The organism is Pontibacter harenae (assembly GCF_020907245.1).
Classification (GTDB): domain Bacteria; phylum Bacteroidota; class Bacteroidia; order Cytophagales; family Hymenobacteraceae; genus Pontibacter; species Pontibacter harenae.
Window position 1 is genome coordinate 18,968 of record NZ_JAJJWH010000016.1, and the last position, 13,031, is coordinate 31,998.

At 42.8% G+C, this 13,031-nt stretch carries 14 protein-coding genes; 11 read left to right on the forward strand and 3 right to left on the reverse strand.

What is annotated here, in order from left to right; translation table 11 throughout:
- The first annotated feature begins 54 nt into the window (after window positions 1-54).
- Window positions 55-354, forward strand: a complete 300-nt coding sequence (locus LN893_RS10275; RefSeq protein WP_229969731.1) for an antibiotic biosynthesis monooxygenase family protein — start codon at window positions 55-57, stop codon at window positions 352-354.
- A gap of 358 nt (window positions 355-712) precedes the next feature.
- On the opposite strand, the gene LN893_RS10280 is transcribed toward LN893_RS10275, so the two are convergent.
- Window positions 713-1,045 (reverse strand): tetratricopeptide repeat protein, encoded by a 333-nt coding sequence (locus LN893_RS10280; RefSeq protein WP_229969732.1) that lies wholly within the window; start codon window positions 1,043-1,045, stop codon window positions 713-715.
- Between the two features lie 65 nt (window positions 1,046-1,110).
- Here LN893_RS10280 and LN893_RS10285 point away from each other — a divergent pair, with 65 nt between their 5' ends.
- The 4 genes from LN893_RS10285 (at window position 1,111) to LN893_RS10300 (ending at window position 4,860) form a co-directional block, all read left to right on the forward strand.
- Window positions 1,111-1,851, forward strand: coding sequence for an electron transfer flavoprotein subunit beta/FixA family protein (locus LN893_RS10285; RefSeq protein ID WP_229969733.1), 741 nt, complete (start codon window positions 1,111-1,113; stop codon window positions 1,849-1,851).
- A gap of 3 nt (window positions 1,852-1,854) precedes the next feature.
- On the forward strand, window positions 1,855-2,832 hold the full coding sequence (locus LN893_RS10290; RefSeq protein WP_229969734.1) for an electron transfer flavoprotein subunit alpha/FixB family protein: 978 nt from the start codon (window positions 1,855-1,857) through the stop codon (window positions 2,830-2,832).
- Between the two features lie 16 nt (window positions 2,833-2,848).
- The gene (locus LN893_RS10295) at window positions 2,849-3,457 is read left to right on the forward strand and encodes a bifunctional nuclease family protein (protein WP_229969735.1); all 609 of its coding nucleotides are present in this window, start codon (window positions 2,849-2,851) and stop codon (window positions 3,455-3,457) included.
- A 101-nt stretch (window positions 3,458-3,558) separates the two neighbouring features.
- A complete protein-coding gene (locus LN893_RS10300; protein WP_229969736.1) occupies window positions 3,559-4,860 on the forward strand; it encodes a NupC/NupG family nucleoside CNT transporter in 1,302 nt (433 codons plus the stop codon).
- Between the two features lie 85 nt (window positions 4,861-4,945).
- Here the strand turns inward: LN893_RS10300 and LN893_RS10305 are convergent, their stop codons facing one another.
- Both LN893_RS10305 and LN893_RS10310 read right to left on the reverse strand, forming a co-directional pair.
- The gene (locus LN893_RS10305) at window positions 4,946-5,713 is read right to left on the reverse strand and encodes an ABC transporter ATP-binding protein (RefSeq protein ID WP_229969737.1); all 768 of its coding nucleotides are present in this window, start codon (window positions 5,711-5,713) and stop codon (window positions 4,946-4,948) included.
- A gap of 78 nt (window positions 5,714-5,791) precedes the next feature.
- Entirely contained in the window at window positions 5,792-6,523 is a 732-nt protein-coding gene (locus LN893_RS10310) for an MlaE family ABC transporter permease (RefSeq protein WP_229969738.1), read from the reverse strand.
- A 113-nt stretch (window positions 6,524-6,636) separates the two neighbouring features.
- Here LN893_RS10310 and LN893_RS10315 point away from each other — a divergent pair, with 113 nt between their 5' ends.
- The 6 genes from LN893_RS10315 (at window position 6,637) to dnaN (ending at window position 13,030) form a co-directional block, all read left to right on the forward strand.
- A complete protein-coding gene (locus LN893_RS10315; RefSeq protein WP_229969739.1) occupies window positions 6,637-7,344 on the forward strand; it encodes an SDR family oxidoreductase in 708 nt (235 codons plus the stop codon).
- 85 nt (window positions 7,345-7,429) lie between these two features.
- Complete coding sequence (locus tag LN893_RS10320) at window positions 7,430-8,134, forward strand: SDR family oxidoreductase (protein WP_229969740.1); 705 nt, start codon at window positions 7,430-7,432, stop codon at window positions 8,132-8,134.
- Between the two features lie 154 nt (window positions 8,135-8,288).
- A complete protein-coding gene (gldA, locus tag LN893_RS10325; protein WP_229969741.1) occupies window positions 8,289-9,200 on the forward strand; it encodes a gliding motility-associated ABC transporter ATP-binding subunit GldA in 912 nt (303 codons plus the stop codon).
- Between the two features lie 108 nt (window positions 9,201-9,308).
- Window positions 9,309-10,037: a gliding motility-associated ABC transporter permease subunit GldF gene (gene gldF, locus LN893_RS10330; protein WP_229969742.1), complete on the forward strand. Its 729-nt coding sequence runs from the start codon at window positions 9,309-9,311 to the stop codon at window positions 10,035-10,037.
- Window positions 10,031-11,731 (forward strand): gliding motility-associated ABC transporter substrate-binding protein GldG, encoded by a 1,701-nt coding sequence (gene gldG, locus LN893_RS10335; protein WP_229969743.1) that lies wholly within the window; start codon window positions 10,031-10,033, stop codon window positions 11,729-11,731. The genes gldF and gldG overlap by 7 nt, the downstream gene beginning before the upstream one ends.
- A 174-nt stretch (window positions 11,732-11,905) precedes the next feature.
- Entirely contained in the window at window positions 11,906-13,030 is a 1,125-nt protein-coding gene (gene dnaN / locus LN893_RS10340) for a DNA polymerase III subunit beta (RefSeq protein WP_229969744.1), read from the forward strand.
- Window position 13,031 lies beyond the last annotated feature (1 nt).

Here is a 13,031-nt window from a genome sequence, read left to right on the forward strand (position 1 = left end):
AGGCTATTGTTCTACAGTACAAGCCTCGACTACATCTAAAGCCATAACTTGCGCATGTTTATATCCATTAGCTCTTTTGAGGTTGCCAACGATATGGCTCCCGAAGTAAAGGAGGCATTCAGAAACAGACCACATTTAGTAGATGATGCCCCAGGCTTTATAAAGCTGCAGGTGCTAAGCCCACAGGAAAATCTGAACGAAATCTGGCTGATGACATACTGGACTGATGAAGAGAGCTTTCAGGTCTGGTACAAAAGCCACATGTACCACGACGTGCACAAAGGGATACCTAAAGGATTAAAACTGGTACCTGGCAGCGTGAAGGTACGTGGCTTTGAGCACGTGACCGAATAGGAGCGAAATGTTACTCACAATGCTGAGTTAGATAACATGATGCTCCTTCAGTGCTGTAATTAGTTCATGAGTTAAAAATTATCTACAGCCTGTCTTTTTTTCAAGGCAGAAATATACATATCAATCCACAGCCACTGTAACTTAGGTATGCATAGCCAAAATTGTGGCGCACGTTGCCTTGTACCGAAGCATGCCTTTCCCTTTACTTACTGCAAGCTTTTACCTGTGCTATTCTTTCTTCCTTTAAAGGGAAGTTCAAAATAAACGCAACTATTTCCTTTGATAGCAGTTTTAATATAGATAGCATTTGTATTTATGATGCATGCATACTATTTTTGATATAAGGGCTTAGAGGAATTTAATCATCCTCATAATCCAGGCCCATCATTTTGTTGTAGGCCTGTTGCAGTTCAGAAAACGCATGAAGGTTGCCTTCCTGTCTGCTGATTTGCATACCTTTTTTATAAGTGCTTTCTGCCAAATTGTTTTCGCCTAACTCTTCGTAGAGTTTAGCAGCATGGTAGTAAGTTCCTACATAGTTTACATGTTCGGCCAGTAGCTTTTCATAGTATTCCCTGGCCTTTTCTTTGTCAGAGTTGCGGTATTCTGTAGCAATGGCGTAAAGTAAGAAAGGATCGTTTGGGTCCTCTTCCAGGAACTTGAAAAGTTGTTCTAATCTATTTTGTAACATTTCTATTTGGCTATATTTTAACTAAATTCGCACAAATTTAACTTTAAAAGCTAACATTTCTAATCATGAAAATATTAGTTTGCATCAGTAACGTTCCCGATACTACAGCCAAAATTAATTTCACGAGCGACAACACAGCGTTTGATAAGAACGGTGTTCAGTTCGTGATTAATCCTTGGGATGAGTATGCTTTAACAAGAGCCATTGAGCTGAAAGAAGCCAAAGGTGGTTCTGTAACTGTATTAAACGTAGGAGAGGCCGATACGGAGCCTAATATCCGTAAGGCGCTTGCCATTGGTGCAGACGATGCCATACGCGTAAACGCACATCCTAAGGATGCTTTCTTTGTAGCACAGCAAATAGCAGCCGTAGCTAAAGAAAATAGCTATGACATCATTCTGATGGGCCGAGAATCTATTGATTACAATGGCTTTCAGGTGCACAACATGGTAGGAGAGATATTAGGTATTCCTTCTATAACACCAGCATTTAAACTAGATTTAATAGATGATGCCACAGCACGCTTAGAGCGTGAGATAGAAGGTGGTAAAGAGGTAGTAGAGGTAAAGTTGCCTTTTGTAGCTAGTGCTCAGCAACCTATGTCTGAACCTCGTATACCTAATATGCGTGGCATTATGACGGCCCGAACAAAACCTTTGAAGGTGGTAGAGCCATCAGGCGCAGAGGCAAAATCTGCCTATGTAAGCTTTAGTAAGCCTGAGAAAAAAGGTGGTGTTAAATTGGTAGATGCCGATAACGCCGCTGAACTGATTACATTATTAAGAAACGAAGCTAAAGTACTATAAGATATGTCTGTATTAGTATTTGTAGAAGGTCTTAACGGAGAGATCAAAAAATCATCGTTGGAGGCTGCCTCTTATGGTAGCCAAGTAGCGCAAACCCTTGGAACGAGTGCTACTGCTGTAGCAATGGGCGATATCAGCCAGAATGCGTTAGCGAAGCTTGGCGAACAAGGGATCAGCAAAGTGTTGTATGATGCCGACGAAAAGCTGGAGAAGTTTGTAGCCGAGGCTTATGTAAAAGTTATTGCCAAGGCAGCAGAGCAGGAAAATGCTAAAGTGCTTGTGTTTGCACACTCTAACATAGGTGCAGCTGTAGGGTCAAGGTTGGCCGTAAGGTTAAACGGGTCGCTTGCCACAAACGTAACTACGCTGCCTAAAACGGATGGTGCCTTTACTGTTACCCGTAGTGTTTTCTCTGGTAAAGCTTTTGCTGAAGTAGAGTTAACTTCTGATGTGAAAATCATTGCGGTACAGAAAAACAATTTCGAAGTTAGCCAAAATGCAGGCACAACTGCTACGGTAGAAAACTTATCTGCCGATGTTACGGATGCCGACCTAACCACAGCCCCTAAGGAAACTGTGATGCAGGAAACTGGCGGTGGCGTATTGTTGCAAGAAGCTGCCATTGTGGTTTCTGGTGGTCGTGGCTTGAAGGGACCAGAAAACTGGCACCTGATTGAGGATCTGGCAAGAGAGTTAGGAGCCGCCACAGCCTGTTCAAAGCCTGTAGCTGACATGGATTGGCGCCCTCACCACGAACACGTGGGCCAAACAGGAATAACGGTTAGTCCTAACCTTTACATCGCAATTGGTATATCTGGCGCTATACAGCACCTGGCGGGGGTTAACTCTTCTAAAGTGATTGTCGTTATTAATAAGGATGCAGAAGCACCGTTCTTCAAAGCTGCCGATTATGGTATAGTAGGCGATGCTTTTGAAGTGGTTCCAAAATTAATCGAGGCTGCGAAAGCTTTAGACAAATAGATTTAGAAGATATATTGTGGAAAAAATTCAGTTAGAGATACTTGGCCTGTCTTCCAGCCAATCGCAAACAGGATCGTTTGCCCTTGTATTAGGAGAAAGAGACGGAAACAGAAGGCTACCGATTATCATTGGTATGTTTGAGGCTCAGTCTATTGCCATTCAGATAGAGAAAATAAACCCAAACCGCCCGCTCACGCACGACCTTTTTAAGACGTTTGCTGAGCAAGTGGATGTTAGTATTTCTGAAATTATTATTTCAGACTTAAAGGAAGGGGTGTTTTACTCTAAAATAATGTGTACTGATGGCACAAAAGATTTTGAACTGGATGCCCGTCCCTCAGACGCCATTGCCATAGGTTTACGTTTTGGAGTTCCGATTTATACTGTTGAATCTGTTTTATCTGAGGCAGGAATTATACTAAGCGACTTGGAAGATGAGGACGAGAACGAAGAAATGACTGTTAAAAGCAGCACTTCCTCTACCAGTTCAACTTCTTCGAGTTCCAAAGAGCCTTTAAATCAGACATCAACAGATGAACTGAACAAAATGCTGAACGAGGCTCTGGAAAAGGAAGATTACGAAAGGGCTGCCAAAATTAGAGACGAAATAAACAAACGTAACTGATGTAATAACATACATCGCGCTAAGTCCTGCATCCTGGTGGTGCAGGACTTTTTTGTTTTGTTCGATTTAAGGCTTACTTTTGACAAATTTTCCTGCCAAGTATGCTTGATATCCTTAGAGGGCTTTTAGGGTTAATTGCCTTATTAGCTATTGCTTTCCTTTTCTCCAGAGACAGAAAACGTATAGACTGGAAACTGGTTGGTTTCGGTGTCTTTTTGCAAATCTTTTTTGGGGTAATGGTTACCCAAGTTCCTTTTGTTGCCGATGCTTTTGCTTTTGTTAGTAAGGTATTTGTTAAATTACTTAGTTTCTCTCAGGCAGGTGCCGAGTTTCTTTTCGGAAACCTAGCAAATCCCGCGCAAAATGGTGGGTTAGGCTATATCTTCGCTTTTTCTGTACTGCCTACAATTATCTTTTTCTCTACTGTTTCTGCTGGGTTATACTACCTGGGTGTGTTGCAAAAATTGGTTTTCAGCATTGCCTGGATTATGTCTAAAGGCATGCGGCTATCGGGTTCAGAAAGTTTATCAGCGGCTGGCAACATATTTTTAGGCCAAACAGAGGCACCTCTTTTAGTAAAGCCTTTTATTTCCCGCATGACAAAGTCAGAGCTTATGTGTCTGATGACTGGGGGAATGGCTACGTTGGCTGGTGGTGTTTTGGCTGCTTATGTGGCATTTTTGGGTGGCGACGATCCTGCACAACAAGCAGTGTTTGCGGCGCACTTGCTAACAGCTTCCATCATGAATGCTCCTGTAGGTATTGTGTTGGCAAAGATGCTAGTACCAGAAACTGAGCCAGAGAAGATAAATACAGAGCTTGAGGTAAACGAGGAGCAATTAGGTGTAAACTTAGTAGATGCTTTGTCTCGTGGTGCTGCAGATGGTTTGAGGCTTGCTGCAAACGTAGGAGGTATGTTGCTAGCATTTATAGCTGTTATAGCTTTGTTAAACTATATGCTCATTAAGTTCGGAAGTGTAACTGGATTGAACGGAATTGTTGTAGCTAGCACGAATGGTCAGTTTGACGGCTTTTCGTTCCAGTATATCTTAGGCCAGATCTTTAGAGTATTTGCTTTTGTTATGGGTGTGCCTTGGGTTGATACCTTACAAGTAGGAAGTTTGCTGGGCCAGAAAACTGCCGTAAATGAATTCGTGGCTTACCTGGACCTGGCCAACATGAAGGCTGCTGGAACATTAAGTCCTAAGTCTTTGGTGATGGCAACATATGCTCTTTGCGGCTTTTCTAACTTTAGCTCTATTGCCATACAAATAGGAGGCATAGGTAGTATGGCACCAAATCAACAAGGCAACCTGTCTAAGTTGGGCTTTTTAGCCTTACTGGGTGCTTCCTTAGCTTGTATGATGACCGCCACTGTAGCTGGTATGCTTTACGAATTATAAGCAACTAAATTTTATAAAGCAGAGGCCTCTTACTAGTGTTGTAAGAGGCCTCTGCTTTTATGGCAGGTTAGCTTCAATAAGAATCCTACCTGTCGCGTTCATCTTCTACTTTCTTAGCATCGCGCATCAGTCTGTTCGCAAATATAAAATCCTGAAGTTCTGGTATTTGGTTATCCATGATATTGTCGTTAGTGCCTTCCCAGAGCTTTTTGCCCTTGTAGAGGAAAAAGATTTTGTCGCCAATCTCTATCACCGAGTTCATGTCATGCGTTACAATAATGGTGGTAATGTTGTACTCATGGGTTATTTCTTTAATTAGCTCATCTATGGTGATGGCAGTTTGCGGATCTAGTCCAGAGTTCGGTTCGTCGCAGAAAAGGTACGTACAGTTAGGCGCAATAGCACGGGCGATACCAACACGTTTTTTCATGCCTCCGCTAATTTCAGATGGCATTTTATTATTGGCATTTTCTAAACCTACCCGTTGCAAACAAAAGTTTACGCGGTCCATTCGCTCACTTTTATTCATGTCGGTGAGCATCTTTAACGGGAATTCCACGTTTTGCTCCACCGTCATAGAGTCGAATAGTGCCGAGCCCTGGAACAGCATTCCAATCTTTCTTCTGATTTCCTGCCTTATATCTAGTTTATTATTCGTGAAATAAGTGCCGTCGAAAGTTACACTACCAATATCAGGTTTCACAAGACCCACAATACACTTTAAAAGTACGCTTTTACCTGTACCGCTGGCACCTAATAACAAGTTAGTTTTACCCGTTTCAAAAACGCCGCTAATGCCATCTAAAATCGTCTTGCCATTAAAGGACTTATGTATGTTATGTATTTCAATCATTTAACCTTTCGTTTAACCTTTGCCAGCCGCCAAAATTAATCCTTCTTTGAATATAAAACTGTTACCTAAACAATATTCTTAGAGCAGCAACTGGGCACAAATAAAGTCTGCTATCAATACGGCGATCACACTGTTTGTAACGGCTGTTGTACTGGCTGCACCTACTTCTAAAGCTCCACCAGATGTGTTGTATCCTCTAAAGGAGGCGATGGAGGAAATCAAAAATGCGAATACCACCGATTTGATAAGCGCAAACACGATGTTGTAAGGAATAAAATCTCCTCTTATTCCGGATGTATATTCTTGAGCTGTCAGTTCACCAGAAAGTGTGCCTGCTACGTAGCCACCTGCTATGGAAAGAAACATAGCTAGTATAACCAGCATCGGAAAAACCAGCAGGGAAGCTAAAATTTTAGGGAGCACCAGGTAAGATGCAGAGTTGATACCCATCACCTCCAGTGCGTCTACCTGTTCCGTAATTTGCATAGTGCCTAAGCCACCTGCTATGCTGGAGCCTACTTTACCTGCCAAAACGATGGAAGTAATGGTAGGGGCGAGCTCTAACAAGGTCATTTCACGCACCATAAACCCGATAGTGGAACGTGGAATAAAGGCGTTGTCCAGGTTGTAAGCTACCTGCACACAGGTTACGGCACCAATAAAAGTGGAGACAATTGCTACGATCACGATGGAATTTACTCCAATCAGAATCGCTTCGTCAATAGTTCTCTTGAAAATGATATTTGACGATTCTCCCCTTGCAAAAAGGCTTTTTAGAAAAAGAAGATATTTTCCGAAATGCTGCAGCATAATGAGCTATATAAGCTTTAAGAACTTTGGTTAAAAGGTGTTTTAAAACAAAAATACTTAATAATACCTATCTTACGGTTATAATTGCAAAACATATAAAGTCATACATATTTATGCAACGATACATACTAGTGACAGGCGGAACAAAGGGTATTGGTAAAGCTGTAATTGAACAGTTTTCGAAAGAAGGCTTTCACATCATTACCTGTTCACGAAACGAAAAGGACCTGCAAAAGTTAAAGCTGGAGATAGAGCAGAAGTATACTTTCTCTAAAGTTTTTTACCAGGAGGCAGACCTGAGCGAAAAAAAATCACTTCAGAGTTTTGTAGATTATGTACATGGGCTTGATGTAAAAGTTGATGTTTTGGTAAACAACAGCGGCCTCTTTATTCCTGGCAAAATAACCGAGGAAGACGACGAGGCTCTGCCATTCATGATCAACACAAACCTTTACAGCGCTTATTACCTTTCAAAAGCATTGGTGCCGCAAATGATCGAAAGCCGATCAGGACATATCTTTAATATGTGTTCTACTGCCAGCATTACTGCCTACACAAATGGTGGCTCTTATTGTATTTCTAAATTTGCGCTATATGGAATGACCAAAGTGCTGCGCGAAGAACTGAAGGAGCACAATGTGCGTGTAACTGCTATACTACCAGGTGCTACGCTTACGGCTAGTTGGGAAGGTGTAGACCTGCCCCCTGAGCGCTTTATCAAATCGGAGGATGTGGCGATGGCAATTTATGGGGCTTATACCATGTCTGCAAACAGTGTGGTAGAAGAACTGCTAATCAGGCCACAGTTAGGTGACCTATAATGTTTAGGAGTTGAAGAGTTAGAGATTTAAACAGTTGAGGGATTGATTGAAGTACATTTCTTAAATAATTGATACAAAATATACTATGAAATTAGAAGGTAAAATTGCCGTTGTAACAGGGGTAAGCCATGGCATTGGCTTGGCCACCGTAGAAGCACTTTTGGAGAAAGGGGTAAGAGTGGCAGGTTGGGGCAGAACGGCACCAGAAATTGAGCACGAAAACTTTTACTTTTTTTCCTGCGATGTGCGGCAGCCCGAGGCAGTGCAGCAAGCTTTTGATCAAACGGTGCAGCAACTAAACGGAACAGTTTCCATTTTAGTTAACAATGCTGGCTTGGGTATACCTGCCAATCTGGAAGACCAAAAGCTAGAAGACTGGCATAAAATGTTCGATACAAATGTGCATGGACTTTTTTACTGTACCCGCTTGGTTTTACCTGGCATGAAGGAGCAGGAGGAAGGTCATGTCATTAACATATCTTCTATAGCAGGTAATACTGGCGTGAAGGGTATGTCTGGTTATGCAGCTACAAAACATGCGGTACGGGGCATTTCGCAGTCGCTATATATGGAGGTGCGTGATTATGGCATAAAAGTTACCTGTATTTACCCTGGCTCCGTGCAAACCAACTTCTTCGATAACATGGAGAACTCACCTGCAAGCCCCAACATGATGCGCCCCGAAGACATTGCCTCCACTATTCTGCATGCGCTTGAGTCTCACCCTAATTACCATCATGTAGATATAGAAGTAAGGCCGCTCATGCCTAAAGGAAAAATACAGAAATAGTGAAGAATGGTATGGCTTTTGTAGCTTTGCAGATTAGGATGAAGAGAAAAAGGCGCTAAAGCTTTTGTATGATAGCAGCGCTAGTTTTCTGTAGTCCAGAAGTATAAAGTACAGAGATGAGCTTCAGTGTTTATTCATCGATATTTTTTTAAAATTGTCTGTCGAAGTAAGAAACTTAACTAAAATATTTGGCTCCCAGCGTGCTGTAGATGCTATAAGCTTTACGGCTGGGCAAGGGGAAATTGTGGGCTTTCTGGGTCCTAATGGTGCTGGCAAATCCACTACCATGAAAATAGCCACTTGCTACCTGCCACCAAGTGCGGGAACGATAACGGTAAATGGCTACGATGTGGTGCAAGACCCTATAGCCGTGCGCCGTAGTGTTGGCTATTTGCCAGAGCACAACCCACTTTACCTCGATATGTATGTGCACGAATACCTACAGTTTGTAGCCTCTGTGTATGGCATAAAAGGCCGCAAAGGTGCGGAAAGGGTAAAGGAGATGGTGGACCTCTGCGGTTTAACAAGAGAGCAAAGCAAAAAGATAGGGGCTTTATCGAAGGGTTACAGGCAAAGGGTAGGGTTGGCACAGGCGCTCGTACACGATCCGCAGGTGCTTATTTTAGATGAGCCCACCACTGGCTTGGACCCAAACCAGATCGTTGAGATCCGTTCCCTCATCAAGCGCGTGGGCCAAAACAAAACTGTTATTTTCTCTACCCACATCATGCAGGAGGTTTCAGCCATCTGCGACCGTGTGGTGATCATAAACCGAGGCAAGTTAGTAGCCAATAGCGATGTAGCAAGTCTGCAGGCAGGTAACCGCACTGGCAAAGTAACGCTGGTGGAGTTTGAGCAGCCAGTTGCGCAGGAGTTATTACAAAACATACCAGGCGTGCTGCAGGTAGATTTGGCGCAGGGAAACACCTACCGTGTTACATCAGACCGTGATGCTGATATACGCGCCGCTGTTTTCAGAATTGCTGCTGAACATAACTGGCCGCTGGTTGGGCTCAGGCAAGAAGAAAATTCACTCGAAAAGATATTCCAACAGCTTACAAAGTAGTTATGAATTAGAAATTATGAATTATGAATAAGGGTAGCTTTGAAAGTATAGGTTTATACTAAAAGCAAGTCTCGTAATTCGTAATTCGTAATACGTAATTAAAATAAGATGCTTTCCATTTTAAAAAAAGAATTTAACGGCTTCCTTAACTCGCTGATCGCTTACATCGTGATCACAGTTTTTCTGGTGGCTATTGGCATGTTTATGTGGGTTTTCCCAGAGAGTAGTGTGCTGGAGTATGGCTATGCCGACCTGCAGACGCTCTTCAACATGGCTCCTTGGGTTTTCCTGTTTCTGATACCTGCTATTACCATGCGCACTTTTGCCGAGGAAAAGCGGGAGGGAACAATAGAACTGCTGCTTACAAAACCTATTACGGACTTGCAGCTTATTCTGGGGAAGTACTTTGCTGCTTTGCTGCTGGCACTATTCGCATTGCTGCCTACGCTGCTCTACTATTATTCTGTTTATGAATTGGGCAGCCCGCAGGGAAACATAGACTCCGCTGCCGTAGTGGGCTCTTATCTTGGTCTGATCTTTCTATCGGGAGTTTTTTGTGCGATAGGAGTGTTTGCCTCCTCCATTTCCAATAACCAGATCATCTCATTTGTAATTGCTGTTTTCTTGTGCTTTATCGTTTACACTGGTTTTGAATCCATTGCTTCCATACCCTTGTGGGGCAAGCACAGCTACTTTATCAGTCAGTTAGGTATAGCTTATCATTACACCGCTATTAGTAAAGGCCTTGTAGATTCTAGGGACGTGCTTTATTTTATAAGTGTTATTGCCATTATGGTGCTTGCTACAAAATTAGTTTTGAGGAGTAGAAAATGGTAACTGAACAAACACAGCAGAATAAGAGCAAGCGCAACAGCGACATCTTAAGATTTCTGGCTTGGATAGTTGGCATTGTTGTACTCAATGTCTTTGCTGCTAATTTCTTTTTCCGCCTCGATTTAACCGAGGATAAGCGTTATACCATTGCGCCTGTGACAAAGCAAATGCTAGGTAGTTTGCAAGACGAAGTGGTGGTAGACGTGTACTTAGAAGGAGATTTTCCTGGTGGCTTTGAGCGACTACAGCAGTCTGTACGCGAGACATTGGAAGAGTTCAGGGTTTATGCCGATGGTAACCTGCGCTACAATTTTATTAACCCGATGGATATTTCGGATGAGGCAGCGCGAAATGAATTTATAACCTCTTTAGCTCAGAAAGGAGTTATTCCAACAAACCTAAATGCTACCGAAGACGGCAAGCGAGTTGAGCGACTGGTTTTTCCAGGTGCTGTCATACGTCATAAAGGCAAAGAAACTGGTGTTACATTCTTAAAAGGCAATTTGGCTGCATCAGCTGATGAGCGTTTAAATCAGTCGGTGGAAGGGGTGGAGTATGAACTGGCTACTGCTATTCGTAAAGTAGCTTTCCAGGGAAATAAAATGATCGGCTACATTACAGGCCAAGGTGAGTTAGATTTAAACCAGGCGGCCGATCTGATAGGTTCTTTGCAGGAGTTTTATAGGGTGGCACGCGGCGATTTAGATCAAATTCCAACCTTACAAGGACTTGATTTGATTGTAGTAGCCAAACCAACTTCCGCATTTTCTGAAGCAGACAAGTATAAAATTGATCAGTTTATCATGAACGGCGGTAAAGCTGTTTTCTTTGTGGATGCGCTGAACACCAATATGGACAGTGTAGCTACAGGTGGAACATTTGCTTTGCCTTACAACCTGAACCTGGAGGACTTGCTGTTCCGTTACGGACTACGCCTTAACCCAACCATGGTGGTAGATATGAACGCTGGTTTTATACCTATTGTAACGGGTTATATGGGAGATCGCCCACAGACAGAAATGGTTAGCTGGCGCTTTTACCCAGTGCTGAACAATTTTAGCAAGCATCCTATATCACGTAACCTGGATGCTGTTTATGCAAAATTCATTGGTACTATCGATACCGTGAAAGCTGAAGGTATAAATAAGACACCACTGGTTTATACTTCTAACTATAGCAGAGTGATGCAAGCGCCTGTACCTATTACTTTAGAAGAATCGCGATTAAACGTTGGAGCAGAGGTGTTTATAGATGGTCCGCAGCCTGTAGGATATTTGCTAGAGGGTAAGTTTACGTCGTTATTCAGAAACCGCATGGCGCCGCAGGGCGTGCAGGATACGCAGGTGAAAGAGGAGGGAGTGCCTTCCAAAATTGCTGTTTTCTCAGATGGTGACCTAGTGCGTAACGATGTAAATCCTCGCACTAACCAGCCGTATGAGTTGGGCTACGACCGTTATAACAACATAACATTTGCTAACAGAGAATTGGTGATGAATACTGTTCATTATCTTTTAGACTCAGAAGGACTTATAAACGTGCGGAGCAAAGAAATTCAGTTGCGCCCGCTGGACCGAGTACTGGTGAAGGAAGAGAAAACGTACTGGCAACTCCTGAACCTTGTTGCGCCTATTGTGCTGCTAGGTTTGTTTGGTGTAGCCAGGTACTATATGCGCAAGCGTAAGTATGAGAGGTTTTAAATCTTGATTCTTTCAGGACTTGGTCTTTTAACTATGTAAACATTGTTGCTAACCAGGTTATTTTCTTCAAAACAATGAAATTTCCCTTCAAAAGCCGAAAAAGGGCCTGTTGAAAGGATAGGAGAAACGCAATTTATTTCTAACTTTGCTTTTATAACATTATAGGTCTACGTAATGAAATTTATCGTCTCTTCTTCTGCACTTTTAAAGCAGCTATCTAGCATCAACGGCGTGGTAACCAACAATCCTGTGGTGCCAATACTGGAAAACTTCCTCTTCGAAATTAACGACAGCACGCTTACCATCACAGCCAGTGACTTAGAAACTTCTATGATTACAGAGCTGCAGGTAGAAGCGAGAGAGAATGGCCGCATAGCCGCTCCAGCTAAAATCCTTTTGGAAACTCTGAAGAACCTTCCAGATCAGCCAGTTACTTTCACGATAGACGAAGAGACATATACCATAGAAATCAGTTCTGCCAATGGCCGTTATAAGCTGTCTGGTGAGAATGCTACCGATTTCCCGCGTGTTCCTGTAGTAAAAGGAGGAGACGCAATCGAGATACCTTCTAATGTGCTGTCAAGAGCTATCAACAAAACCATATTCGCGGTTAGCAACGACGAACTTCGTCCTGCCATGACGGGTATTTTTGTGCAGTTGCGTTCTGATAACGTTACGTTTGTAGCTACAGACGGTCACCGTTTGCTGCGCTTCCGTCGTTCCGACATCGTTACAAACCAAGAGGCATCTCTCATTATACCTCGCAAGGCTTTCACGCTGCTGAAGTCTACGTTGCCAACAGAAGCTACAGCTGTAAGAGTGGAGTTTAACCAATCTAACGCTTTCTTTAGCTTCGATAACATTCGTATGATTTGCCGCTTGATTGACGAGCGCTATCCTGACTACGAAAATGTTATACCTGCACAAAACCCTAACAAACTGGTAATAGAACGTGCTGCCTTATTGAGCTCTGTGCGTCGTATATCTATCTATTCAAATAAAACAACGCATCAGATTCGCTTAAAGCTATCTGGTTCTGAGCTGCAGGTTTCTGCCGAGGACTTAGATTTCTCTAACGAAGCAAATGAGCGCCTTACTTGCCAGTATGAAGGGGAAGATATGGAGATTGGCTTCAACGCAAAGTTCCTGATCGAGATGTTGAACAATATCGATTCTGACGAGATAACGTTTGAGCTTTCTACTCCTAACAGAGCTGGTTTGCTTATGCCGATTGTGAACGAAGACAACGAAAACGTATTGATGCTGGTAATGCCAGTTATGCTTAATAACTACGTATAAG

Bases quoted from the DNA above. Each gene is read 5' to 3' on its own strand.
- LN893_RS10320 (WP_229969740.1), top strand. From the start codon at position 7,430: ATGAAATTAGAAGGTAAAATTGCCGTTGTAACAGGGGTAAGCCATGGC.
- gldF (WP_229969742.1), top strand. From the start codon at position 9,309: ATGCTTTCCATTTTAAAAAAAGAATTTAACGGCTTCCTTAACTCGCTG.
- LN893_RS10290 (WP_229969734.1), top strand. From the start codon at position 1,855: ATGTCTGTATTAGTATTTGTAGAAGGTCTTAACGGAGAGATCAAAAAA.
- LN893_RS10315 (WP_229969739.1), top strand. From the start codon at position 6,637: ATGCAACGATACATACTAGTGACAGGCGGAACAAAGGGTATTGGTAAA.
- gldG (WP_229969743.1), top strand. From the start codon at position 10,031: ATGGTAACTGAACAAACACAGCAGAATAAGAGCAAGCGCAACAGCGAC.
- LN893_RS10280 (WP_229969732.1), bottom strand. From the start codon at position 1,045: ATGTTACAAAATAGATTAGAACAACTTTTCAAGTTCCTGGAAGAGGAC.
- LN893_RS10310 (WP_229969738.1), bottom strand. From the start codon at position 6,523: ATGCTGCAGCATTTCGGAAAATATCTTCTTTTTCTAAAAAGCCTTTTT.
- LN893_RS10300 (WP_229969736.1), top strand. From the start codon at position 3,559: ATGCTTGATATCCTTAGAGGGCTTTTAGGGTTAATTGCCTTATTAGCT.
- dnaN (WP_229969744.1), top strand. From the start codon at position 11,906: ATGAAATTTATCGTCTCTTCTTCTGCACTTTTAAAGCAGCTATCTAGC.
- LN893_RS10285 (WP_229969733.1), top strand. From the start codon at position 1,111: ATGAAAATATTAGTTTGCATCAGTAACGTTCCCGATACTACAGCCAAA.
- LN893_RS10275 (WP_229969731.1), top strand. From the start codon at position 55: ATGTTTATATCCATTAGCTCTTTTGAGGTTGCCAACGATATGGCTCCC.
- LN893_RS10305 (WP_229969737.1), bottom strand. From the start codon at position 5,713: ATGATTGAAATACATAACATACATAAGTCCTTTAATGGCAAGACGATT.